The 22,423-nt window shown below is 59.7% G+C and carries 19 protein-coding genes; 6 read left to right on the top strand and 13 right to left on the bottom strand.

Going from position 1 to position 22,423, the window contains the following annotated elements:
- Nucleotides 1-23 precede the first annotated feature (23 nt).
- From VE009_RS04055 to VE009_RS04020, 8 genes are all read right to left on the bottom strand, one after another.
- Nucleotides 24-1,802 carry an extracellular solute-binding protein gene (locus VE009_RS04055; RefSeq protein WP_325006116.1) on the bottom strand — a complete coding sequence of 593 codons (1,779 nt, stop codon included), beginning with the start codon at nucleotides 1,800-1,802 and terminating at the stop codon, nucleotides 24-26.
- A gap of 70 nt (nucleotides 1,803-1,872) precedes the next feature.
- Nucleotides 1,873-2,793 (bottom strand): carbohydrate ABC transporter permease, encoded by a 921-nt coding sequence (locus VE009_RS04050; protein ID WP_325006115.1) that lies wholly within the window; start codon nucleotides 2,791-2,793, stop codon nucleotides 1,873-1,875.
- A 19-nt stretch (nucleotides 2,794-2,812) separates the two neighbouring features.
- On the bottom strand, nucleotides 2,813-3,772 hold the full coding sequence (locus VE009_RS04045; protein ID WP_325006114.1) for an ABC transporter permease: 960 nt from the start codon (nucleotides 3,770-3,772) through the stop codon (nucleotides 2,813-2,815).
- A gap of 212 nt (nucleotides 3,773-3,984) precedes the next feature.
- Entirely contained in the window at nucleotides 3,985-5,799 is a 1,815-nt protein-coding gene (locus VE009_RS04040; RefSeq protein ID WP_325006113.1) for a sensor histidine kinase, read from the bottom strand.
- The gene (locus tag VE009_RS04035) at nucleotides 5,796-7,421 is read right to left on the bottom strand and encodes a response regulator (RefSeq protein ID WP_325006112.1); all 1,626 of its coding nucleotides are present in this window, start codon (nucleotides 7,419-7,421) and stop codon (nucleotides 5,796-5,798) included. Before VE009_RS04035 ends, VE009_RS04040 begins: the two co-directional genes overlap by 4 nt.
- Complete coding sequence (locus VE009_RS04030) at nucleotides 7,406-7,651, bottom strand: putative collagen-binding domain-containing protein (RefSeq protein WP_325006111.1); 246 nt, start codon at nucleotides 7,649-7,651, stop codon at nucleotides 7,406-7,408. The genes VE009_RS04035 and VE009_RS04030 overlap by 16 nt, the downstream gene beginning before the upstream one ends.
- Nucleotides 7,555-8,736: a DUF4038 domain-containing protein gene (locus tag VE009_RS04025; RefSeq protein ID WP_325006110.1), complete on the bottom strand. Its 1,182-nt coding sequence runs from the start codon at nucleotides 8,734-8,736 to the stop codon at nucleotides 7,555-7,557. The genes VE009_RS04030 and VE009_RS04025 overlap by 97 nt, the downstream gene beginning before the upstream one ends.
- A 106-nt stretch (nucleotides 8,737-8,842) precedes the next feature.
- On the bottom strand, nucleotides 8,843-9,667 hold the full coding sequence (locus tag VE009_RS04020; protein ID WP_325006109.1) for an MBL fold metallo-hydrolase: 825 nt from the start codon (nucleotides 9,665-9,667) through the stop codon (nucleotides 8,843-8,845).
- Between the two features lie 162 nt (nucleotides 9,668-9,829).
- Here VE009_RS04020 and VE009_RS04015 point away from each other — a divergent pair, with 162 nt between their 5' ends.
- Together VE009_RS04015 and VE009_RS04010 are read left to right on the top strand one after the other, a co-directional pair.
- The gene (locus VE009_RS04015) at nucleotides 9,830-11,368 is read left to right on the top strand and encodes an RNA polymerase sigma factor (protein ID WP_325006108.1); all 1,539 of its coding nucleotides are present in this window, start codon (nucleotides 9,830-9,832) and stop codon (nucleotides 11,366-11,368) included.
- 84 nt (nucleotides 11,369-11,452) lie between these two features.
- The gene (locus tag VE009_RS04010) at nucleotides 11,453-12,220 is read left to right on the top strand and encodes a hypothetical protein (RefSeq protein ID WP_325006107.1); all 768 of its coding nucleotides are present in this window, start codon (nucleotides 11,453-11,455) and stop codon (nucleotides 12,218-12,220) included.
- A 97-nt stretch (nucleotides 12,221-12,317) separates the two neighbouring features.
- Here the strand turns inward: VE009_RS04010 and VE009_RS04005 are convergent, their stop codons facing one another.
- Nucleotides 12,318-12,722, bottom strand: coding sequence for a secondary thiamine-phosphate synthase enzyme YjbQ (locus VE009_RS04005; protein ID WP_325006106.1), 405 nt, complete (start codon nucleotides 12,720-12,722; stop codon nucleotides 12,318-12,320).
- A gap of 39 nt (nucleotides 12,723-12,761) precedes the next feature.
- Entirely contained in the window at nucleotides 12,762-13,292 is a 531-nt protein-coding gene (locus VE009_RS04000; protein ID WP_325006105.1) for a hypothetical protein, read from the bottom strand.
- A gap of 140 nt (nucleotides 13,293-13,432) precedes the next feature.
- Between VE009_RS04000 and VE009_RS03995 the strand changes: the two genes are divergently transcribed.
- The 4 genes from VE009_RS03995 (at nucleotide 13,433) to VE009_RS03980 (ending at nucleotide 18,801) form a co-directional block, all read left to right on the top strand.
- Nucleotides 13,433-14,431 (top strand): substrate-binding domain-containing protein, encoded by a 999-nt coding sequence (locus tag VE009_RS03995; protein WP_325006104.1) that lies wholly within the window; start codon nucleotides 13,433-13,435, stop codon nucleotides 14,429-14,431.
- A complete protein-coding gene (locus tag VE009_RS03990; protein WP_325006103.1) occupies nucleotides 14,428-15,876 on the top strand; it encodes a sensor histidine kinase in 1,449 nt (482 codons plus the stop codon). Before VE009_RS03995 ends, VE009_RS03990 begins: the two co-directional genes overlap by 4 nt.
- Nucleotides 15,851-17,197 carry a response regulator transcription factor gene (locus VE009_RS03985; protein WP_325006102.1) on the top strand — a complete coding sequence of 449 codons (1,347 nt, stop codon included), beginning with the start codon at nucleotides 15,851-15,853 and terminating at the stop codon, nucleotides 17,195-17,197. The genes VE009_RS03990 and VE009_RS03985 overlap by 26 nt, the downstream gene beginning before the upstream one ends.
- A 215-nt stretch (nucleotides 17,198-17,412) precedes the next feature.
- Nucleotides 17,413-18,801 carry a sugar porter family MFS transporter gene (locus tag VE009_RS03980; RefSeq protein WP_325006101.1) on the top strand — a complete coding sequence of 463 codons (1,389 nt, stop codon included), beginning with the start codon at nucleotides 17,413-17,415 and terminating at the stop codon, nucleotides 18,799-18,801.
- A 65-nt stretch (nucleotides 18,802-18,866) separates the two neighbouring features.
- On the opposite strand, the gene VE009_RS03975 is transcribed toward VE009_RS03980, so the two are convergent.
- The 3 genes from VE009_RS03975 to VE009_RS03965 all read right to left on the bottom strand — a co-directional run bounded on the left by VE009_RS03975 (nucleotide 18,867) and on the right by VE009_RS03965 (nucleotide 22,279).
- Complete coding sequence (locus VE009_RS03975) at nucleotides 18,867-20,462, bottom strand: extracellular solute-binding protein (RefSeq protein WP_325006100.1); 1,596 nt, start codon at nucleotides 20,460-20,462, stop codon at nucleotides 18,867-18,869.
- Nucleotides 20,463-20,525: 63 nt separating this feature from the next.
- Complete coding sequence (locus VE009_RS03970) at nucleotides 20,526-21,395, bottom strand: carbohydrate ABC transporter permease (protein ID WP_325006099.1); 870 nt, start codon at nucleotides 21,393-21,395, stop codon at nucleotides 20,526-20,528.
- Entirely contained in the window at nucleotides 21,389-22,279 is an 891-nt protein-coding gene (locus VE009_RS03965) for an ABC transporter permease (protein WP_325006098.1), read from the bottom strand. Before VE009_RS03965 ends, VE009_RS03970 begins: the two co-directional genes overlap by 7 nt.
- Between the last annotated feature and the right edge of the window lie 144 nt (nucleotides 22,280-22,423).

Genomic DNA, 22,423 nt, shown 5'->3' with positions numbered 1-22,423 from the left:
TTGATTCGGCCTTGCGGCGGAGATTAGTCGGTCAATCCGTGCGCCGCGCGAAGCTTGGCGACTTCCTCGTTGTAGAATTTCGTGAATTCTTCCGCGCCGCCTTTCTTGAACGCCTCGATCGCTTCCTGCTTGTTCTTCTCGAACTCCGCTTCGTCCTTGGACAGGATGATCTTCGCCGCTTGGCGAGCCGCAAGCTCTTTGAGCGCCGCTTCCGTTTTCTTTTGTTCTTCCGTGAGCGTGACGCCCGGCACGGTGTTCCGCTTTAGGATCTCGTCGTCGGACATGCCGTTCATCCACGTCGTCCACGTGTTCAGCTTGCCTTCTTCGATCAGCTTCTTGAACACTTGACCGGAGTATTCCGCGCCGTAGTGCGCCGCGAAATCTTTCTCGAGCGGCGTCGCCGCCTTCGCGAGCGCCTCTTCCGACGTGAACAGGTCGACAGGCTGATTGTCGTTCGCATTAATGACGGCGTTGCCGAGACCGATCAGGTTGCGATCGAGCGACAGCGCGGACGCTTCGAAGTCGGTGCCGCCCTTCGCTTTGAGCGCGAGCGTCTCCTCGGTGAGCGTCGGTTTGCCGTCCACCATCGTCCAGTGAGTGCCTTCCACGCCGTTGTACATCGTTCTTGCGCCTTCGTAGGAATAGATGTAGTTCAAGAACTGCATCGCCTTCTCCGGATGCTTCGAGCTCTTCGAAATCGCGTACGTTTTGTCCTGCCAGCCGAGCGGATTGACGCCGCCGGTCCAAGCCAGTTTGCCTGCCGGCACGACGATGTACCCTTGGTCGCCTTCCGGATGCTGCGCGTTGAAATCGCCCATCGCCCACGTCGCCGGACCGACGACGATTTGGCCGGCCGTCGCCTTCGCCATGTAGTCGTTGTTTTTCATCGTGAGGGAGTCCGGATCGAGGAGCCCCCGGCGATGCGCTTTGTTGTAGAATTCCATCGCCGTCCAGAAGTTCGACGATTCGTCCGTCAGCGTGCTGATGAATTTGCTTCCGCCAACCGTCGTCGCCGTCAGATCGCTCGTCACGCCGGTCAACTCCGTGAACGTAATCGGCGGGATCAAATACGGCCAGAGGCCCCAATCCTGCCACATCGAGACGCCGTATACGGGCTTGCCGTCTTCGGTCTTCGGATGATTTTTGACGATTTGTTCGACGGCGTTCAGCAGATCGTCCATCGTGTTGATTTCCGGCGCGCCGATTTCCTTATACCAATCCCAACGAATCGTCGGTCCGATCGTAATAGGCGAGATCGCCGTGCCCGGCTTCGGCTGCACCTGCGGCGGCAGGAAGTACAGCTTGCCTGTATCGTTGCTCCAGTTTTTCTTGCTGTATTCAACGACCGTGCCGATGTTCGCCGTAATGTCTTTGCCGTGCTCCGCGAGCATATCGTCCATCGGGATGATCAAGTCGCCTTCGATCAGCTGCTTCTCGAACTTGTTGACGTCCGCTCGGACGATATCCGGCAGGTCGCCGCCGGCGAGCAGCACGTTAAACTTGTTCTCGTCCGCTTCGACATACTCGATTTTGACGCCGATCTTCTCCGCGATATCTTTCGCGACGGCGCTGTCGGGATATTTGTTCCATTTGGTGCCGGTTTCCATGACGAGAACCCGCAGCGTGACGAGCTCCTCTTTCGTTCCTTCGCTCGCGCTCTGCTCCCCGCCTTGATTCGCCGCGGACGGCTCCGGGTTCGTCCCGCCTTCGTTCGACCCCGCGCCGTTGTTCGTGCAGGCCGAAAGCATCAGCGCCGCGGCCATCATGGGGACGGCAAGCGTCTTTGCCGCTTTTTTTCTCATTTGTGTACCCTCCCAAATTAATTGAAGTGAGTCTATAATTATCGGCGGTGCGAACGCCGGATAATCCGTCTTACCCTTTCACCGCGCCCAGCATGATGCCTTTGACGAAGTACCGCTGCAGGAGCGGGTACACGAGCACGATCGGCAGCGTGACGAGCATGGTGATCGTCATCCGGATCGACTGCGGCGTCAGCGAACGCACGATGTCGCCTCGCGTCAGCTGCTCTGTCGTCATGTTGGACAAGTTCGTCGACTGGTTCAAGAAATTCCAAAGCACGAGCTGCAGCGTCTGCAGTTTCGGATTTTCCACCAGGAAAAAGTTGTCGAACCACGTGTTCCATTGGCCGACCGCCGCGAACACGGCGATCGTCGCGATGATCGGCATCGACAGCGGGAAGATGACGTACGTGAAAATTTTGAAATAGCCCGCCCCGTCGATTTTGGCCGATTCCTCGAGCGACGCCGGCAGCTGCTCGATGAACGTCTTGATCAAGATGACGTTGAACGCCGAAAGCGCGGAAGGAATAATGTACAGCAGGAAGTTGTTCTGCAAGCCGTACGCCTTCATCGTGAGGTACCACGGAATGAATCCGGCGTTGAAATACATCGTGACGAGCACGAATCGGTAAATGTATTTGCGCAGCGGCATTTCGTCCTTCGTGATCAAATACGCGAAGAACGAGCAGCAAAACACCGTAATGAGCGTGCCGAACACGGTGCGGAGCAGCGAGACGAGGGCCGCGTCCCGGATGCCCGGCAGCGCGATCGTCGTTTGGTACGCTTCCAGCGAAAAGCCGGCCGGCCACAGGTAGACGCCTTTCTGCGCTTCGATCGAATCGCTGATCGAATAGATCAGAATGTAATAGAATGGATAGATTGTGACGATAACCAGCAGCGTTAGAAAGAGATAATTGATACTGTCGAATGTGAAGTCCTTCCAATCGATCGGCCTTCTGCGGCGGATCGGCTGGACGCTCGTTTGCGCGCTCATGCTTGTGGCTCCTTTCCCATTAAATGATGCCTTGGCCGCGGATTTTTTGGGACAAAAAGTTGGCCGTAAAGAGCAAGATCACGCTGATGACCGATTTGAAAATGCCGACGGCCGTGGAGTAAGAGTAATCGCCGGTGACGAGACCGAGACGGTACACGTACAGATCGAGCACCTCGATGCGGTCCGCGATGATGACGTTCGTAAAGACGAGATATTGCTCGAAGCCGGCGGACAGCAGATTGCTGATCGAGAGCAGCAGCAGCACGATGAACGTCGGCATGATGCTCGGAATCGTAATATGCCAAATCGTGCGCAGCCTCCCCGCGCCGTCGACCTTCGCCGCGTCGTACTGCTCGCTGTCGATGCTGACGATGGCGGCCAAATAGATAATGGCGCTCCAGCCGACGCCTTTCCACAGCAGGAGCAGCGTCTGGACGGTCCATACGCGGTCGTAATTGCCTAACACGTTAACCGGCGTGTCGCTGAGGCCGAGCTTGAAGAGGATCGAATTGACCGCCCCCTCGGTGCTGAACATGGCGAACGCCAGCGAGTATACGATGATCCAGCTAATGTAGTGCGGCAGCGTCGAGGTCGTCTGCACGAGCCGCTTGAACCACTCGCTTTTCACTTCGGACACCATGATCGCGAACAGCATCGGGATCGGCGCCGTCGCGATCGACAGCAGGCTGAGCGCCAGCGTGTTGATCAGCACGGGGCCCATGCGGGGGTCGGTGAGCATGGCGGCGAAGTTTTCGAGCCCGATAAACTCCGTCTTGCTGAGCGGAATGCCGGGCCGGTAGTCGAAAAAGGCGTAAATCCAGCCGAACAACGGCACGTAGCTGAACGCGAACGCGAACGCGACGAACGGCAGCGCCATCAGCAGCAGCTTCACGCCGTCTTTGCGAAACAGCTTCGACTTTTTCGTCGCTTTCTCTGTTTGTGCTGCGTAAGTGATCTCCATCGTTTTTCTCCTTTTCATGCAGTCTGTTTCTCTCCTGTACGATCATGATAACGCTTTATTCCCTCCGTCCGAATGAACGATCTTACGACATATTTGAAAAATCCGGGGGCTCGCCGGACCCGCCCCTTCCCCGAATTGAACGATTTTTCGTTTGAGTTGAACTTTCTCGCCGCGCGCCGGAACGGAAAAGGACAGCGCTGCCGCTGTCCCATGCGAAAGTTGAAAAAAATTCAAGACGTCGACGCCGGAAGACGGACGACCACTTCCGCCCCCTTCTCCCTCGGTTCGAACCGCAGTCCGTACTGCGCGCCGAAATAAAGCTGGATGCGCTTGTTGACGTTGCGCAGCCCGACGCCGCCGGCGGTCTCGCCCATCTCGCCCGACCGTTCGCCGGATCCGTCCCCGGCCAGCATCGCGTTGAGCGACTCCAGCAGCTCCGGCGTAAGACCGGGACCCGTATCGCGGACGATGATCGCAAGCTCGTTCCCTTCCCGCCGGACGCAGACGCGAATTTCGATTCGCTGCTCCTCGATTTGCCGCCCGGATTGAATCGAGTTTTCGACGAGCGGCTGCAGGATGAAGCGCGGCACGCGGCAGTCCAGCTCGTCCGGCTCGACCTCAATCGCGAACACGACCCCGTTGTTAAACCGCCAGTTGATGATTTTAATGTAGTTTTCCAAGTAGCTGAGCTCGTCCCGCAGCGTGCACATCGAATCTTTGCTGGCGTACGCCGCGCGCAGAATGTTGCCGAGCGCCACGATGCTGTTGACGATGTTGTCCGCCTTGATGATCGACGCCATCCAGCGGATCATGTTCAGCGTGTTGTACAGGAAATGCGGGTTGATTTGGTACTGCAGCGCTTCGATTTCGAGCTCTCGTTTCTGCTCCTGCATGGCGTTGTTCTTTTGGATCAGATCGACGATGCTGAGCGACATTTCGTTGAAGCGCCGGATGACCGTGCCGAATTCGTTGTTCGGCACCTCCGGGAACGTGACGCCGAGCTCCCCGCGGCCGATGTCCTTCATTTTGCCGGACAGGAGGTGAAGGGGACGAATCATTTTGTTCAGCCAAAAGTACGAAACGATCAAAATGACCAGGAGGCTGAGCAAAAATACGAGGACGATGATGCGCTGCACCGCGTAAATTTGCGCCGAATAAGGATTTAGCGGAATTTCCTTCATCACGTACCAGCCGGACGTCTGCAGCTTGTAATAGACGATTTGCACCGGCGCGTCGCCGTTGTTGTCGTCGTAGCTGCCGAACGTTCCCCCCCGCCCCGGAACATACGGACTCGCCGTGCCGACGCGCTCGGGCCGCGAGCTCGAAATGATCGTCCCGCGCCCGTCGACGATGTACATTTCGCCGTCTTCCGCGGACAGCGACGCCGAATAGATCGAGGCGAGGTACCGCTCGTCGATATTGAAAATAAGCGTCGCGCTGACGCGCGGGTCGTAGATCGCCCGGGTCCCTCGCAAAATGCTGACGACGGCGCCGTCCCGGCTTCCGGTCATGTACGGGTTGTAAAACGATTTGCGCATGTTGCCTTCGACGACGATGTTCGGGTACTCCGACAGCGACCTCCGATACGGCTCCGATGCGAAAAACGCCTTCACCCATTCTTCCACGGGATGGACGAGCGTCGTGTTGCCGCTGCCGCCGACCGCGCCTTGATTTTCCGCCGTAATGTAAATGGAATGGACGAAATTGTAATTGTCGATGAATTTTTTGATCAGCTCGTGCAGCATGTTTTTGGAATTGAGAAATTCCAGCTCGCTCTTCTCGGTCAAATTGAGCAGCAGATCCTGAATCTCTTCTTCGAGCAGGAACATCTTCTGCAGCCGGTCGACGTCCGCGAGCAGGCCGGCGATGTTATGGTCGAGCTGCTGAAATTGCTGGAACAGCAGACGCTCGTTCTGCTCCTTGATCATGCCGAGCATGAACGAATATAAATAGTAGGTCGCGCCCGAAAGCACGACCAAGCTAATGATCATGAAATATAAAATGAGCTGCGAACGAAGGCTTTGGAACCAGCCGAACGGTTTCATGTCTCGCTCCTGGGCGCCGACATCCACTGCCGCCGGTATTCGTTCGGATTGAGCCCGGTGACCTTCTTGAACACCTTGCTAAAGTACGTGTATTCGGGCGAAAAGCCGACCTGCACCGCGATGTCGTACGATTTCATCTGTGTGCCGATGAGCAGCTCCTTCGCCCGTTCGATCCGATACCGGTTCAAATAGTCGACGAACGAAATTTGCAGCTCTTTCTTGAACAAATTGCTCAAATAGCTGAGGCTCAAATTGACGTGGTCGGCCACCGTCTGCAGGCTGATGTTTTCCGCGTAATGCCGCTTGATGTATTGGATCGCCTTCGTAATTTCGCTGCTCATATGCATGTGGCTGCTCGCCTGCGCCGTAATGTCCTCCAGGAACGTTACCGTCTGCTCGAGCATTTCCGGCAAATTGTCGCATTGCTCCAGCTTGTCGGTAATGCTGACGAGCAGCGTCCATTCGTTCTGATTGTCGTCGTAGACGTTCGTCGAGATCCACTGCACGAGCTGGTACAGCATAATTTCGATCGATTTGCGCTCCTCCGAGAGCGTCGCTTCGAACACGTCGAGAAATTGGTCGAGCTCCTTCTGCTTCATCGGCGACAGCAGCGCCCGCAGCTCCGGCGAACGCCGGATGCGCGACAGCAGGGCGGACAGCGGCGCGTGATCCGCCGTTTGGCCCGGCTGGTGCAGATGGCCCGGCCCGGTCCAAAACTTCCGCTCGAGCGCCTTCCCGGCCTCCGCGTACAGCTTCGGCAGCGACTTGAAGCCGCTTTGGATGCCGCTGACCCCGAAGGAGACGGATCCGTTGAAATAGGTGCGGATGACTTCCTGCACGTGATTCAGGATGACGCGCGTCTCCTGCATGACGGTCTGCTCCGAATGCATGTCCTCGAAGTGGAACAACAGCAAATACCGCGTTTCGTCCAAAGGGAACGATTCCCCTCGCTTATGGACGCTCGTAATTTCGGCGAGGATGTTCAGCAGCGTCATTTTGATCAAATGGCCGTGCTCGTCGCGAAATTTCTCCTTCAGTTTCGGGAACCGGTCGATCTCCATCACGCAGGCGACGAGCCGAATCGGCGTGAGGCGCAGGCCGTTCCGCGCGACGAACAACTCGAATTCCTCCGCGCTGAAAATGTTGTAGAAGAGAAAGTCCTTCAGCACTTTCTCCTTGAGCAAATCCATGTTTTGGCGCGTCAGCGTGCCGACGCCTTCCTCGGCCGGCGCGCTCCGCCCTTGCGCGAGCAGCTCGCGCCGCACTTCCTCGAGGACGGTCTCGATTTCCTCCTCGGTCATCGTCAGCTTCAGAATGTAGCTGGACACTCCGTGCTGCATCGCCTTGCGAGCGAGATCGAACTCCTCGAGGCACGAAAGCACGACGAGCCGCGTCCCCTTGTCCGCGCGGCGGACGTTCGCGATCAGCTCCATCCCGTCCATCTTCGGCATCCGGATGTCCGTGATGACGACGTCCGGCTTCTCGCGCTGGTAATACTCCCACGCCGCTTGGCCGTCGGGGAAGTCGGCGACGACCTCCATGTCGAATTTGGCCCAGTCGACCGAATTTTTGAGGCCGAGCCGGACCAGCATCTCGTCCTCGACGATCATGACTCGGAACATGATCCCGCCTCCAGCACGAGCACCCAATCGCTGCCGCGTCCGGACGACGGCGGCACGAAGCGTCGGACGCCTGCGTTCTCTATTCTCCCGATGCTCTCCGCGGCGCCGGAGCGCGGGTCGAACCACGAGGCGGTCAGCCGGCCGCCCGGCAGACGCCCCAGCTTCGCCGCGATCGGCGCGCCGTTCGGCGTGTACACGTACGCATGGTCGTCGGCGCGGGCCGCGGCCATATAGTTGTTGCCGGCGTCGTTGTTCTCGACCATGTCCGGGGCGGCGCGAGCCGCCCGAAGCCGCGCGCCTCCGCGAGCGCGCGCACGTGCCGCATCCGCTCCGCCCCCGGGCGCCGCAGCGCCTGCTTCCAGCTCATCAGGAACGAGTGTCCGTGGCCTTCGCTGGGTCCGTCCATCATCGACCAGACCGAGTGGTGGCCGTACGTGTGCCCGAGGGCGCCGGACAGCACCGCGTAATACGCCGCTCGGCGGACGTCCGCTTCGTCGAAGTAGCCGTTCTCCGTCCGGAAGCCGACCGGAATATCTTCGTAGCACGGCTCGCCGTCCAGCGTCGGCTTGACGGGCTGCCGCTCGTAATCGGCCAGCACCCGCTTGTAGTTCGTAATCTGCGCTTCGCCGTGCCCGGATTGGATCATATTGAAATCGAGCCAATCTTCGTCGTGCATATGGTGAGAGGACGACTGCGCGCCCTGCGGATGGAACGTCATCAAGTGGCTGCCGCCGTCCCCCTCTTTCAGGCCCCGCGCCATCGCGTCCACGATTTCGAAATGGCGCCGCGTCTGCAGCGGCCGGTCGCCGCCGAGCACCCAGACGACGTTCGCGGCGTCCCGGTACCGCTCGCCGAGCCAGCGGCCGTACGCGAAGGCGTTCTCCGGCGTGAACAGTTCCGGCCCTTTCCCCCAGAGCTTGTTAAATTTATCGCCCCACGTCGGCAGCAGCGCGACGTACAGACCGAGCGACGCCGCCTCCGACAAAACCCAATCGACATGGTCCCAATACGAATACGGTCCTTCGACGTCCGGCAGCGCCGGGTCGACGGCGCCGGACGCGTTCGTCCGCAGCGGCCGCCGGCCGTGGGCGTTGTCCGTCGTCGCCCCTTCGAACTCCGCGAGCGCCACCGCCTGCACGACGGTGAAGCCCTGCTCCGCCCGCGTCCGCAAATAATGGACCGCATCGTCCCGGTTCAGCTTATGAAACAGCTCCCACGCCGTATCGCCCAGCCAAAAGAACGGCGTTCCGTCCTCTAGGACGAGAAAACGTTTGGTAGCGCTTACTTTCAAACGCTGCAGTGGTTTTCCCCTCATCCCTCACCCATCCTCGCGTTTTTTTAAATATTGGCGTTTAGTCTTGTATTTTATTATATTTTATCGCCTAACACGCAGGATAACAACAAAAAGTAGCTCGCTGTTTTTATTTCCAAAGGATAAACCGCTCTCCAAGCCGCGGCAGTCGGAACGGCAGCTCCGGATACGTCTGGTAGATGTAATCGACGAAGTACGCCGGATTTTCGTCGTTGTGGCGGAAGATGCCGTAATGCATCGGCACGACGACGCCCGCGCCGATGTCCGCCGCGAGGTCGGCCGCTTCGCGGTAGTTCATGTTGCCGACGATGTTCGCGGCGGTTCGCCGGTAATCTCGGCCGTTGATCGGCACGAACGCGGCATCGACGTTCTCGGGGCGAATCCACTCCGGCAGCTCGGGGAAGCCGATCGTATCGCCCGCGTGGTACACCGTAAAGCCGCCGAACCGGAACGTATAGCCGAGGAAGCGGTGATTGCCCGCCTCATCCCGCTCGAACGTATCGTGCATGGCGGCGAACGCTTTGATTTCGACGCCGGGCAGCCGCAGCGTCTCCCCGTGATTCATGCCGGCGAGCCGCCGCTCGTCCAGCCCGAAGTCCCGCATCAACGAGAGGTGCGCCCTCGGCGCGACGAACGTCGTCGATGCCTTCGTCCGCAAGGCGCGCAGCGTCGCGTCGTCCATATGGTCGTCGTGGTGGTGCGTGCACAGGACGGCGTCCAGCGGCGGCAGCGCCTCCGGGGCGATCGGCGGCGGCGCGGTGCGCGACCAGGGCGCCCCGTATTTCTCGTATACCGAATCCGATAAGTATAAGTCGATGCCGACCGTGCAAGCGGCGCTTTTCAGCACGAAGCCGCACTGCCCGAGCGCCCATACCGCGATCGCGTCCTCCGGCACGACGGCGCTTTCGATCTCTTTCGCAATATCCCGAACCATAGATTCATCCCTCCGTATTTTTGCTGTGCTTTTCCCCTCATTTAACCACAAATGCCCAAAGGCAAACATATGCTAGTTTCGAATATTGTAATAAAATAAAAATAGTGGCTATATTTGATCACCAAAGCTGCGCATGGACGGGCCGGAGACGAGGTTGGGCACATGAATCAAGAGAATTTGATTTCGCGCGCGGCCGCAGGCGATCGGGACGCGCTGACGCAGTTGATTGCGGCGTATAGGCAGGATGCGGCGCTGTGGGCCCGCGATATTATGCGGGACGCCCACCTGGCCGAGGATGCGGTCCAGGAATCGTTCCTGCGGCTGGCTGCCAAGCTTCCCGGCCTTCGGGACCCGGAACGCTTCCGCCCATGGCTGAGGAAGCTCGTCCGCAGGACGGCGATGAATATGCTGCGCGGCGCGGAGAACCGGACGAAGCCGTTCGGCGAGCTGCCCGAGTCGGCCGATCCGTATTCGTGCAGCCGTCCGGACGAACCGCAGCAGGGATTGCTCGACCGCGAGCTGCGCCGCGAAGCGGCGGACCGCTCGTCTTCGCTGCTGCGCGGCAACGCGAAACGCGTGATGGACGCGGCGGTAGATGGACTTCAGCCGGATGAAACCGCGGCATCGCTCGGCATCGCCCGAAGCAATGTTTATAACCTGATTTCCCGTTCCCGTTCGAAGCTGAACGAGGAGCGTTTCCGAACGGAAGTTGACCGCTATCTCTCCGATCGCCTCCGCCATGGCAAACCGGGCCGCATCGTCCTCGACGAACCCCGTTTTTCTCGTCCATATGCGCTGATGTCCGTGGCATTGCTCGAAGCGCTGCGGTATGGGGGCGATACGGAGCAGCAGCTTACGACGGTCATGGGGACGACGGGCGACGCATTCCGAATCGGCATTTCCTCCGGATGCGGCTGGAGGGGGCTGTCGACGTTCGACTGGAGCTACGCCTTCTACGGCGCTGCGGAGCGGATCGGCTGGAGCGCCCGATGCTTCGGGCGTCCCGGAAGACAGCAGCTTCGGCCGGAGGAGCAAGTCGGCGTGTTGCAGCTGATCCATGATGCCGTGGAGGCAGGCATGCCGGCCGTCGTATGGAATTTGTCGATCAACGAGTTCGCATTAGTTTACGGGTACGACGACTCGGAGCGCGTGCTGCTCGGCCGAAGCCACCGCCCCGGCGTGCAGCGCTATATGTATGAGAGCCTAGGCAGAAGTCCCGAAAGTCCGGGGCTGTTCGCAGCCGTTCTGGAACGACGGACGGGCGCTTTCGTTTCCGTACGCAACGTCCTTGCCGGGATCGTAAAGCAGATCCGGGGGGAAGAGCCCCGCATTCCCGGCTTTGCGTTCGGACAGGCTGCTTACCGGGAGTGGCGAAGCGCCGTCTTGGAAAACCGTCTGGACCCGCTTGGCCATGCCTACCAAGTAGCTCTCCTGACGGAAGCCCGCGAACATGCCTGCCGTTATCTGGAGCAGCTCTCCCTGGACCGGAACATTCGCGGCGAAGCGCGGTCTTTGTTGGCGGACGCTAGCCAATGGTACGAGCATGTCTGCAAGGCTTTGCTGCAGCTGTATCCTGCCTTCCCGTTCGGTATAGGCGGCGTTACGTCGAACCGGGAACAAATGGCGGCAGGTCTCCACGCTGCGATGGAGGCTGAAGCGGAAGCGGCGGATCGTCTGGAGGCCGCGATGGAGAGGTTATAATTTTTTTCGTTGTAGATTGATAGAGATTTCCGTTTCGATGTGTCCTTGTGTTGAAGTCAACTTATTGGAGAGGAAGTGCAGGCTTTGACACACCCGATCAAACCCGTCATGCACACCGTATTTTTGCCCGTAACCGATTTGAAGGCGTCCATTGAATGGTACGCGAACTTGTTCGAACAGCCGATCCGGCCGAACAAAACGGGAGGCGGCATCTACTGGGGAGTATCGTTCGACGGCACCGGGATCATTCTCGACAGCAATATGTGGGGGTTCCCGCCGATGATCATGTTCGAGTCGGTTCGCGATATCGACGCATCGTACGACTACTGCAACCGCATGGGATATATGCACATCGGGGAGCTGTACCGTTATTCCGAAGCCTCCCATTTCACTGTGGGCGGCAACATGGTCTGCTGGGCCGTATCGCACGAACAGCCGCAGGAACCTGTAGGCGATGCGCACCCGCTGCTTCGACGGATCAGCCGCGTGATCGCGCATGCGGACCATGCGGCCGAGACGGAGAGCTGGTACGCCGGCTTTTTGCGGAAAGACGTGCGGCCGGATCCGGTCGTGCAAGGGTTGAACGGCATTGCGATGGAGAAAGGCGCCGATCTGCTGGTCGACGATAACCGGCTGTCGCAGACCGGCAAGGTGCATTACGAGAAGCTTCAGCTCGACCTGCGCGTCGCCCCGGCGCTGGTGATCGATTCGCCGGATGTCGAAGCGGCGAGAGCCCACGTGTCCGCGAAACACGCATCGAACGTGACCGGAATCGAAGAACGGCTGGGCGCGGCATGCTTCACGTTCTATGACCCGTACGGCAACGGGATCATGGTGCGGCAAACTCCTTGATCCATATGAAAACCACCCGCTAAGGGTGGTTTTTCCCATTCAAATGGCAATCTCGACGGCTGGTTGACTTGGTTCATGGTTCGTCTGTAACCCGTCTCTATTCCGTCCGCACGATTTTCACGTAGAACGTCCGCTGACGCGGGCCGTCGAACTCGCAAAAATAAATGCCCTGCCACCGCCCGAGCAGCAGCCGCCCGCCTTCGATGATGACCGTCTGCGACGCGCCTACCGTGCTCGCCTTCAAATGCGACGCCGAATTGCCCTCGATATGCCGGTATTTCGGATGCTCCCAAGGGTACACCTCGTCCCAACGCATGAGCATATCGCGCACGACGTCGGGGTCGGCGTTTTCGTTGATCGTAATGCCCGCGGTCGTATGCGGACAGTAGACGACCGCCAGGCCGCCGACGACGCCCTCGCGCCGGACGATGTCGGCGACGCGGTCCGTAATGTCGATCATCTCGTCCCGTCGGGACGTCTGAATCGTGCCGGAATGCACCATTACGCCTCATTCCCCTTCTCGACTACATAGAATTACTGGTTATTTTACCACGATCTCGAGCGGCGCCGAAACGATTCTCAACTCTTCCCTCCATTGCTCGTCCGCATCCCGCAGGCGGAACGACGCGGTCGCCACGATGCGGTACGTTCCCGGTCGATCGACCTTCAGCGTTTGTTTACCAGGGTTGTACGGCTCGTTCGGGCGCAGCGGCACAATGAACCCGACTTGATCCGTCACGAACGTCTTGATCAGCGGTTGGTCGTTCGAATCGTAAATTTGAAAATGCGCGAGCGGCGAAGCATGCATGATTGTTACGGCTTCGTCGGAACGATAGATGAGCTCCGCCGCGACTTCGAACGGTTCCCCGGCCTTGAACTCGGCGTTCGGCGACCATATTCGCAGCTCGAATCGTTCCGCCTCGGCCTCGTCCGCCGAGCCGACGGGCGAAGCGGCTTCCTTCGCCGCGCCCGGCTTCTCCTCGCTGGGCGAACCGCCGGAGAGCGACGCATCCTCGCACCCGAGCAGCGCCGCAAGCAGCAAGCCTGCCGCGGCGGCGTTCCGCGTTCTCAACGTCCATCACCTCCCGCCTATATCGACGCCGAACGCCGCGAGAAGGTTTCGTCGACGCGCGGGAGCCGTTTCCGTCGGCGCGTCCGGTGGTATAATGTAAAGCAGGCTTTCTATTATAAACGGAGCGGTCGAGGGTTCGCATGACATCAAAATCGAAATCGAAACTCCTATGGAATATCGGATTGGCCGCGCTTCTGCTGGCGCTCGCCGCCTGCCTCGCGCAGGTCGCGGAGACGGCGCGGAGCGTGCGCGACTTGGTGGGGGTCCGCGGCGAAGGCGAAAGCGTCGGCGCCCCGCGGGCGGTGCTCGTCTCGCAGGAAGCGGACAACCCGTTCTGGCGAGCCGTCGAACGGGGGGCGCGGGAGGCGGCCGCGCAGGGCGGCTGGCTGCTCGAATACGCGGGGCCGCGGCGCATCGACCCCGAAGAGCAGCTGCGGCTGCTCGACAAAGCGATCGCGAGCGGCGCCGACGCGATCCTCGTGCAGGGGATCGGCGACGAGCGGTTTCGGCGCTTGATCGACGACGCCGTCCGGCGCGGCATCGTCGTGATCACGGTCGACACCGACGAACCGGGGAGCGCGCGGCAGGCGTACGTCGGCTCGAACAATGAGCAGGCCGGCGAGACGGTCGGCCTGCTCGTGGCGGAAGCGTCGCGGGGGCGAGGCGCTGTCGGCGTGCTGATCGGCGACGAACGCGCGCCGAACCAAATCCAGCGGCTCGAAGGGTTCCGCCGGGCGATTGCCCGCTACCCGGGGCTCGCCATCGCGGACGTCGCCGCTTCGTCGATTTCCCGCCTGCGGGCGGCGGCGGAAGCGGAGCGGATGCTCCGCGAGCATCCGGAGATCGGCTTCATGGTCGGCTTCAGCTCCTTAGACGGCATCGGCATCGGCGACGCCGCCGAACGCGCCGGCTTGCCGCTGCCGAACATTTACGCATTCGACGACGTGCCGGAGACGATGGCCGGCATCGCGGGCTGCCGCATCGCCGCGACGATTCAGCAGCAGCCCGCGCGCATGGGCGAGCTCGCCATGGAGCTGGCGCGGCAAGGCGCCGCCGGACAGCCGCTGCCCGAGTACAACTATACGGCAGCCGACGTCGTGACGGCCGACCCGAGCGGCGCGGGAGGACATTGTTCATGAAAATCCGCACGAAGCTGATGCTGTTTCTCCCGCTGCTCGTCGTCTTTACGAATGCGGTCGCATTCTTTTTGTTCCATACGCTGAACGAAACGCAAGCAAGCTACGAGACGACGATGAACCGCACGCTGCTATACAATCAAATCGCGCGCAGCGCGGAAAGCCACGTGCAGGCGCTGCACGCGTATTTCGCGAATCCGACCGAGCGTCGGGCGCAGGAAGCGGAGGCGACGAGAGCCGACCTCGAAGACCGGCGCGCCCAACTCGAGCGGCTGCCGCCGGGCTACGCGGACGAGGCGGTCCGGCTCGGCTTCCTGGGCGTCGTGGACACCCTGCTGGCGCAATCGTCGCACGCCGCCGCGGCGAGCCTCGAGCTGCAGCCGGAGCAGGCGCTGGCCTTGTACGAGCCGGTCGAACGAACGCTCGCGTTCGTGCAGGAAGACGCGCAGCGATTGATCGACGAGGAGCTGAGCGCCTACGTGCCGATCTTCGCGAAGCTCCAGCAGGAACTCGCGAAGCTGTACGACTACGGCGTATACGTGTTCGCGATCAATGCGCTGCTCAGCGTCATGCTGGCGCTGTGGATCTCCCGCAGCGTGACGGCGCCGGTGTCCCGCCTCGTCCGCATGGCCGCGGATTTCGCCAAAGGCAAACGCGCCGAGCCTCCCCCCGTCCGCGAACGGACGGACGACGAATTCGCGCTGCTGACGGACACGTTCCTGCGCATGCAGCGGGACGTCGTCGCGCTGATGGAGGCGGAGAAGGAATCGTTGGAGAAGGATCGGCTGGTCAAAGAGCTCGAGCTGCAGGCGCTCCAAAGCCAAATCCATCCGCATTTTTTGTTCAATACGCTGAACGTCATCTCGAAGCTCGCCCTGCTGGAAGGCGCAAGCCGGTCGAGCGACCTGATCGTCGCCGTGTCGAATATGCTGCGGTACAATTTGCGCCGCTTAGACCGCCCTGCGACGCTGCGCGAAGAGGTCGAGCACGTGCAGCAGTACATCGCGATTCAGCGGGCGCGGTTCCGCGACAAAATCGCGTTCGCGAGCGACGTCGACGAATCGCTGCTCGACATGCCCCTTCCGCTGCTGACAATCCAGCCGATCGTCGAGAACGCGTTCGTGCACGGCGTCGAGAAGAAGGAAGCCGGCGCGCGGATCGAACTGCGGGCGCGGCGGGTCGGGGACGAGGCGTGGATTACCGTCGAGGATAACGGCGTCGGCATGCCGCCGGAGCTCGCGAACGCGTTAATGAAGATGGAATACACGCCCGAAGGGAACGCGTCCGGCATTGGCGTCCGCAACGTATTGAAGCGGCTGCAGCTGTTCACCGGCCGCAGCGACTTCGTCGACATCCGAAGCGCCGAGGGCGTCGGCACGTCCATTACCTTGAAGTTACCGCTCGGAAAGGAGGAGAACGACGATGTACCGACTATTGATCGCGGATGACGAGCCGCTGGAGAGGGAAGGATTAGAATGGATCGCGCGGAGCGCCATGCCGGACGCCTTCCGCATCATTCATGCGGACAGCGGCCGGACGGCGATCGCGCTCGCCGAAGAGCATCGGCCGCACATCGTGTTCATGGACATCAACATGCCCGGCATCCAGGGGCTTGCGGCGCTGCGCCAAATCAAAACGCTGCTGCCGGACGTACAAATGGTGCTCGTGACCGCATACGATTATTTTTCCTACGCACAGGAAGCGATATCCCTCGGCGTCAAAGAATTTCTCGTGAAGCCCGCTTCCCGAGAGCGGATCGAAGAGACGCTGCGCCGCATGGTGGCGCAGGTCGAGCAGGAAAAATCGAGACGGGAGCAAGAGCTGGAGCTGCTGCACAAAGTGTCCCAGCTGGAGCCGATGGTGGAGAACGAGCTGGCGTTCACGATCATGGCGAACCCGGTGCAGGCCAAAGACGTCGACACGCTGACGGAATGGCTGTCGTTCCCGCTCGACCGGGGCTGCGCGCTCATCGCCGCGTTCCCGAAGCAGGCGTACGAGCTCGATAGCAAGAGCATCTACGATTCGGTGCGAAGCTTCGCCAAAGCTTCCTCGCTCCCCTGCATCGTCAGCTCGCTGATCGATTGGCACATGACCGTGTTTTTCCGATTTCCGTCGGAGGAGGCGTCGAGGAGCGGGAAGGAAGAGCTGCGAACGTTCGGCGCCCGGCTGAACGAATTTCTGCTGCGGCAATACGGCTTCTCGGCGTCCGTCGGCGTCGGTGCGCCGCAGCGCGAAGCCGAAGGCTTCCGAACTTCGTATTTCGAGGCGGTGTTCGCTTCGACGTTCGTCGGCGACGCCGGCGGCGTCCGATTGTTCGACGAAGTCGTGCAGCCCGGCGAACGCCCGCCCGAGGAGCTCGCCCATAGCGCGGGCCAGGACGCCGAACGCCGGAGCTACGTCGTCTCCGCGCTGCAGCGCATCCGGGACGAACGGGAGCGCCGCACCGTCACGGTGCTGGACCGGGCGAAGGACTATATCGCCGAACGGTTTACGACCGACATTTCCCTCGAAGACGCGGCGGGCTTCGTACACCTGCACCCGCAATATTTCAGCAAGCTGTTCAAGCAGCAAACCGGAGAAAGCTTCACCGATTTCGTGACCCGGCTTCGGATCGAAAAAGCGAAGGAGCTGATCGCGTCCGGCGAGCTCAGCTTGAAAGAAGTGTGCTACGAGGTCGGTTACAAAGATCCGAACTATTTTAGCAGAGTCTTTAAAAAAGTGACCGGCTCCACGCCTTCCGAGTACAAAGGAACGGTCCAACAAACGTAACGACCCTGGGTCCTTGCCGCCGGCAAGGACTTTTTCGTTGTCCATCTCGAAAAAATGCTATCTTTCGCAAGCTTGCCAAACGAACGGAACATTTAATGGCATCAAGGAAGTGCGGGTATACAACGAATAAGTGCAGGCGGCCCCATGCTATAATGGCAACGCTGCTCCCGAAGGGACGGCAAAATACAGGCTTACTCGAAAGGTGATCGAACGTTATGCAAGCATCGGTTCCAGCAACAACGAACGACATTCGTTCCCATAACATGAAGTTCGTGACGCTCATTTCCAGTATCGCCGCCATCGGCGGATTATTATTCGGTTTCGACACGGCCGTCATTTCGGGCGCGATCGGCTTTATGCAGGAACGATTCGCCCTCAACGAGTTCCAAGTCGGCTGGGCCGTCTCCTCCCTGATCGTCGGCTGCATCGGGGGCGCCGCGTCCGCGGGCGTCCTGGGCGACAAATTCGGCCGGAAGAAAGTCATTTTCGCCGCGGGCGTTCTGTTCGTGCTCGGCTCGCTCGGCTCCGCGATCGCAGGAACGTTCTCCGTGTTCGTGCTCTCCCGCATTCTCGGCGGCATCGGGATCGGCATTACGTCCACCCTGTGCCCGATGTACAACGCGGAGGTCGCGCCGGCGAAGCACCGCGGCCGGTTGGTCGCGCTGAACCAGCTCGCGGTCGTCACCGGCATTTTCATCGTCTATTTCGTTAACTCGTACATCGCCGGCCTTGGAGATGCCGCTTGGAACGTAGAGAACGGCTGGCGCTGGATGTTCGGCGTCGGCGTCTTGCCGGGCGTCGCGTTCCTCGCGCTGCTCTTCTTCGTGCCGGAAAGCCCTCGCTGGCTCATCAAGCAAGGCCGCCCCGCCGAAGCGCTGCCGATCCTGGTGAAAATTCACGGCGAAGATGCGGCGAAGCAAGAGGTGCTCGACATCAAAGCTTCGTTCGCGCAAGAGGCGGGTCCGCTTCGCGACTTGTTCCGTCCGGGGCTGCGGCTCGCGCTGCTCGTCGGCGTCGGCCTCGCGGTACTGCAGCAGGTGACCGGCATCAACGCCGTCATGTATTACGCGCCGGAAATTTTCAAAGCGACGGGCGCAGGAACGAACGCGTCGCTCGTCCAAACGATCATGGTCGGCTTCGTCAATTTCGTCTTTACGATTCTCTCCATCTGGCTGATCGACAAGGTCGGCCGGAAAGCGCTGCTGCTGGCCGGCACGTCGGTCATGGCGCTGAGCCTCGTCGGGATCGGCGCCGCGTTCCACACCGGGTACACGTCCGGAACGGTCGTGCTGCTGCTCGTGCTCGTGTACGTCGCCGCGTTCGCGGTATCGCTCGGTCCGGTCGTCTGGGTCATGCTGTCCGAAATTTTCCCGAACCGCTACCGCGGCCGGGCGACCGCCATCGCAGCGATGGCGCTGTGGATCGCCGACTACATCGTATCGCAGTCGTTCCCGCCGATGCTGTCGTTCGCGGGCCCCGCGCTCACGTTCTGGGTGTTCGCCTTCATGTCCGTCGTCGCGCTCCTCTTCTCTTGGAAGCTCGTGCCCGAGACGAAAGGAAAGTCGCTCGAGGACGTAGAGTCGCTTTGGAGCCGCAAGGCATAATCAACGAATCCTTTCTCAAAGGAAAAGCCGCGTTCCCGATACTAGGGAATGCGGCTTTTCGCTTATTACTTCTTGCCGTCGAACAAATGCTTGCCCGTGTACAGCTCGCCCGGAGGGAATTCCTTGTACTCGAATTTCGGCGAGCCGAGCTCTTGATACAGCTTGTTGTAGCCGTCGAGAATGTCCTGCCCGCCGCTCTTCAGCCAATCCTGCGCGAACGCGTCGAACGTATCGAGGCTCTGTTTGCCCGTGACGACGTCCGTATAATACGTATCGACCTTCGTGTTGAGCTGCACCCGCTTCGCCACCAAATCCGGCTGCGGCGGCATAAAGTAGACGGGATCGACGTCTTCGCGGGAAGCGTTCCGCTCGGTCGGGTAATAAAACTCCGCCCAGTCCGCCATCACGCCGTACATTTGGTACCATTCGTCGGGGCTCGCGAGCGGCTTGTAGTACACCGACCAAGCGATCTGCTTGCCTTCCTCCGTCGGAACGATTTTGTCGCCTTCCTTCGTGTAGTGCTGCCCTTCGATGCCGTAGTTCGTAATTTGCTGCGTTTCCGGCTTCAACAGAAACTCGATGAACTCGATATGCGCTTCGACGTCCTTCGTATCCTTCGCGATCGCGACGTTCGAGGACACCGGGTAGTACGCTTTGGAATACGAAGGCTTGCCGGTTTTGCCCGTCGGGAAGTCCATGAATTTCGCGTCGCCGCCCGTTTCCGCCACGGCCGGAATGATCGTCTTGGACGCCCAAGGGTATTCCAGCACGAACAAGCCCATTTTGCCGCCGATGAACATTTCCTGCGTCTTCTGCGCATCCAGCATCGCGAAGTCTTTCGCGATCATTCCGTCTTTATACAGCTGCGCCGTGTACGCCAGATACTCCTTCGCTTCCGGCAGAATCGGGGTGTAGACGACTTTGCCGTCTCGCAGCGCGAATTCCGTCGGGATGCCGAACATCCCTTTGATCGGGGAGAACGCGCCGGACAGCTGGGAGCCGTCGGTGCCGCCGTGCGGGGAACCGAACACGCCGAGCGGAACGACGCCGTCGCCGCGCGCCTTGAACGCCTGCAGCATTTGATTGAACTCGTCGAACGTCTTCGGCTGACCCGTCATGCCGCTTTCGAGCAGCCAATCCTTGCGCACGATGTAGGACGGACTCTGCAGCGCGATCGCCTCCGGGAAGACGATGCTGTACTGCTTGCCGTCGATGCGGGAAGCGCTCTGGATTTCCGAGTGAAGCGTTTCCAAAGATGTGCCTTTGAGATAGTCGTCCAGCGGAAGCAGCGCGTCTTGATTGACCAAGTTCGCCAGCCACTCGGTGCCCCCGCGGATGATGATGCCGCTCGCCTCGCCGGAGACGAGCATCGCGTTCAACTTCTCGTCCGCGCCCTCCAGCGGCAAAATTTCGAATTCGATATCGAACCCGCTCTTCTCTTTCCAATAATTGATGATGAAGTTGTCGTCCTTCGTAATGCCTTCCGGGAATTCCTGCACGTTGCCGGATACGATGAGTTTCACTTTTCTTTTCTCGCCCGACGTATTGCCGTTCGCGGCGTCCGTGCCCGACGAGCTTTCGCCGCCGCCCCCGTTCGTGCAAGCGCCGAGCAGCGTAACGACGAGCAGCAGCGGCAGCAGCCAAGTCCATGTTTTCCTCATGCTCTTCGAACCCCTCTTTCAACGAATAATAATTGCAAAGCCCGTCAGCGAATTGGACCGGCGTTATCCTTTAATGCCGCCGATCATCACCCCCTTGACGAAATACTTTTGCAGAAACGGGTACACGAGCAAAATCGGCAAAATCGTAAACAGTACGGCGGCCCCTTGGACGGAAAGCAGCGCGTAATGATGATCGGTGAAGACGGTCATGATCGATCCGTCGGTATTTTGGATCAAATTTTTCAGGACGATCTGCAGCGTATAGCGCTCCGGCGAGTTGATGTACATCAGCACGTCGAACCAATAGTTCCATCGGAACACCGCGTAAAACAGCGCGATCGTCGCCAAAATCGGCTTCGACAGCGGCACGATGATGTACGCGAGCACCTTCCAGTTGGACGCGCCGTCCATCTTGGCGGATTCCTCGTAATCGAGCGGCAGCGACCGGAAGAACGAAATGAGTATGATGACGTTGAATGCGCTGATCATGTGCGGGATGACGAGCGCCCAGAACGTATCCAGCAGGCCGAGCGTTTTGACGACCAAGTACGTCGGAATGATGCCGCCGTTGAACAGCATCGTAAAGACGATCAACAGCGAGAAAAAGCGCGCGCCCGCAAGGTACGGCCGGGACAGGGGATACGCCGTCAGCACCGTCGTGACGAGCGACAGCGCCGTGAACGTGACGGTGGCGGCGACGGTGATGCCGAACGCGTCTTGGAAGGCGTTGTTGCCGAACACGAAGGCGATCGCCCCGGTCGTAAACCCTCTAGGCCACAGAAACACCTCGCCCGACTGCACGAAAATTTCGCTGCTGAAGCTCATAGCGAACAGCCGGACGAACGGGATGATGCACAGCAGCGTCATGACGATCAGGATCAAGTAGGAAAAAAACGTGACCAACCGCTGCTCCCAACCTTTGCTTCTTACCAAATCGATTCCCCTCCCATCTTCTTCGCGAACCGGTTCGCGCCGTATACGAGGGCGAACGCGACGACGGATTGGAACAAGCCGACCGCGGCCGTGTAGCTGAGCTGCATTTGCCCGAGGCCGATCCGGTACACGTACGTCTGGATGACGTCCGCGACGTTGTAGACGGCTGGGCTGTACATGAGCAAAATTTGCTCGAAGTCGCCCGTGATCAAATTGCCGACGCTGAGGATCAGCAGCACCGTCGCCGTCGCGCGGAGGCCCGGCAGCGAGACGTGCCAAATTTGCCGCAGCTTCGAGGCGCCGTCGATTTCCGCGGCCTCGTACAAATGCTGATCGATGCCGACGAGCGCGGCGATGTACAAAATTGTCCCCCATCCGGCGTTCTTCCAGATGTCCGAGGCGACGAGCATCGAGCGAAATTTGCTCGTGTCGCTCAGGAACGCGATCGGCTCGAGGCCGAAGAAGGCGAGCGCGTCGTTCAGAATTCCCGTGTCGTACGAGAAAATGCTGATCATGAGCGTCGCGACGACCGTCCAGGAGAGGAAGTGCGGCAGGTAGATGACCGACTGGATAAACCGAAGCGTGGCGCGGCGGCGGATTTCGTTCATGGCCAGCGCCAGAAGGATCGGGATCGGAAAGCCGAAGATCAACTTGTACGTGCTGATGAGAACGGTGTTGGTCAAAATATTGTAGAAATACTCGTCTTGGAACAACGTTTGGAAATGCTTCAACCCGACGAAATCGCTTCCAAAAATGCCCCGTCCGATTCGGAAGTCTTGGAACGCGATCACGATCCAAAGCATTGGCAAATACGAGAAGATGATAAAAAACAATACCCCCGGCGTCATCATCGCGTATAAATCCCAGTTTCTCAGCTTTTTCATAGTCTCCCCCAATGCCTCGCCAACGGTCTCGTTACCGAAACGGAAGCGAACAATGATCTGTTTACCTGAGATTTTATACTACATATTGTTATTTGTAAACATATAATATTATTAATTATTGTTGTTGATGATTGTTTGTCATCA

Origin of the sequence: Paenibacillus sp. (assembly GCF_035645195.1) — a bacterium.
GTDB lineage: Bacteria > Bacillota > Bacilli > Paenibacillales > YIM-B00363 > Paenibacillus_AE.
This window is presented reverse-complemented; position numbering and strand designations above follow the sequence as displayed.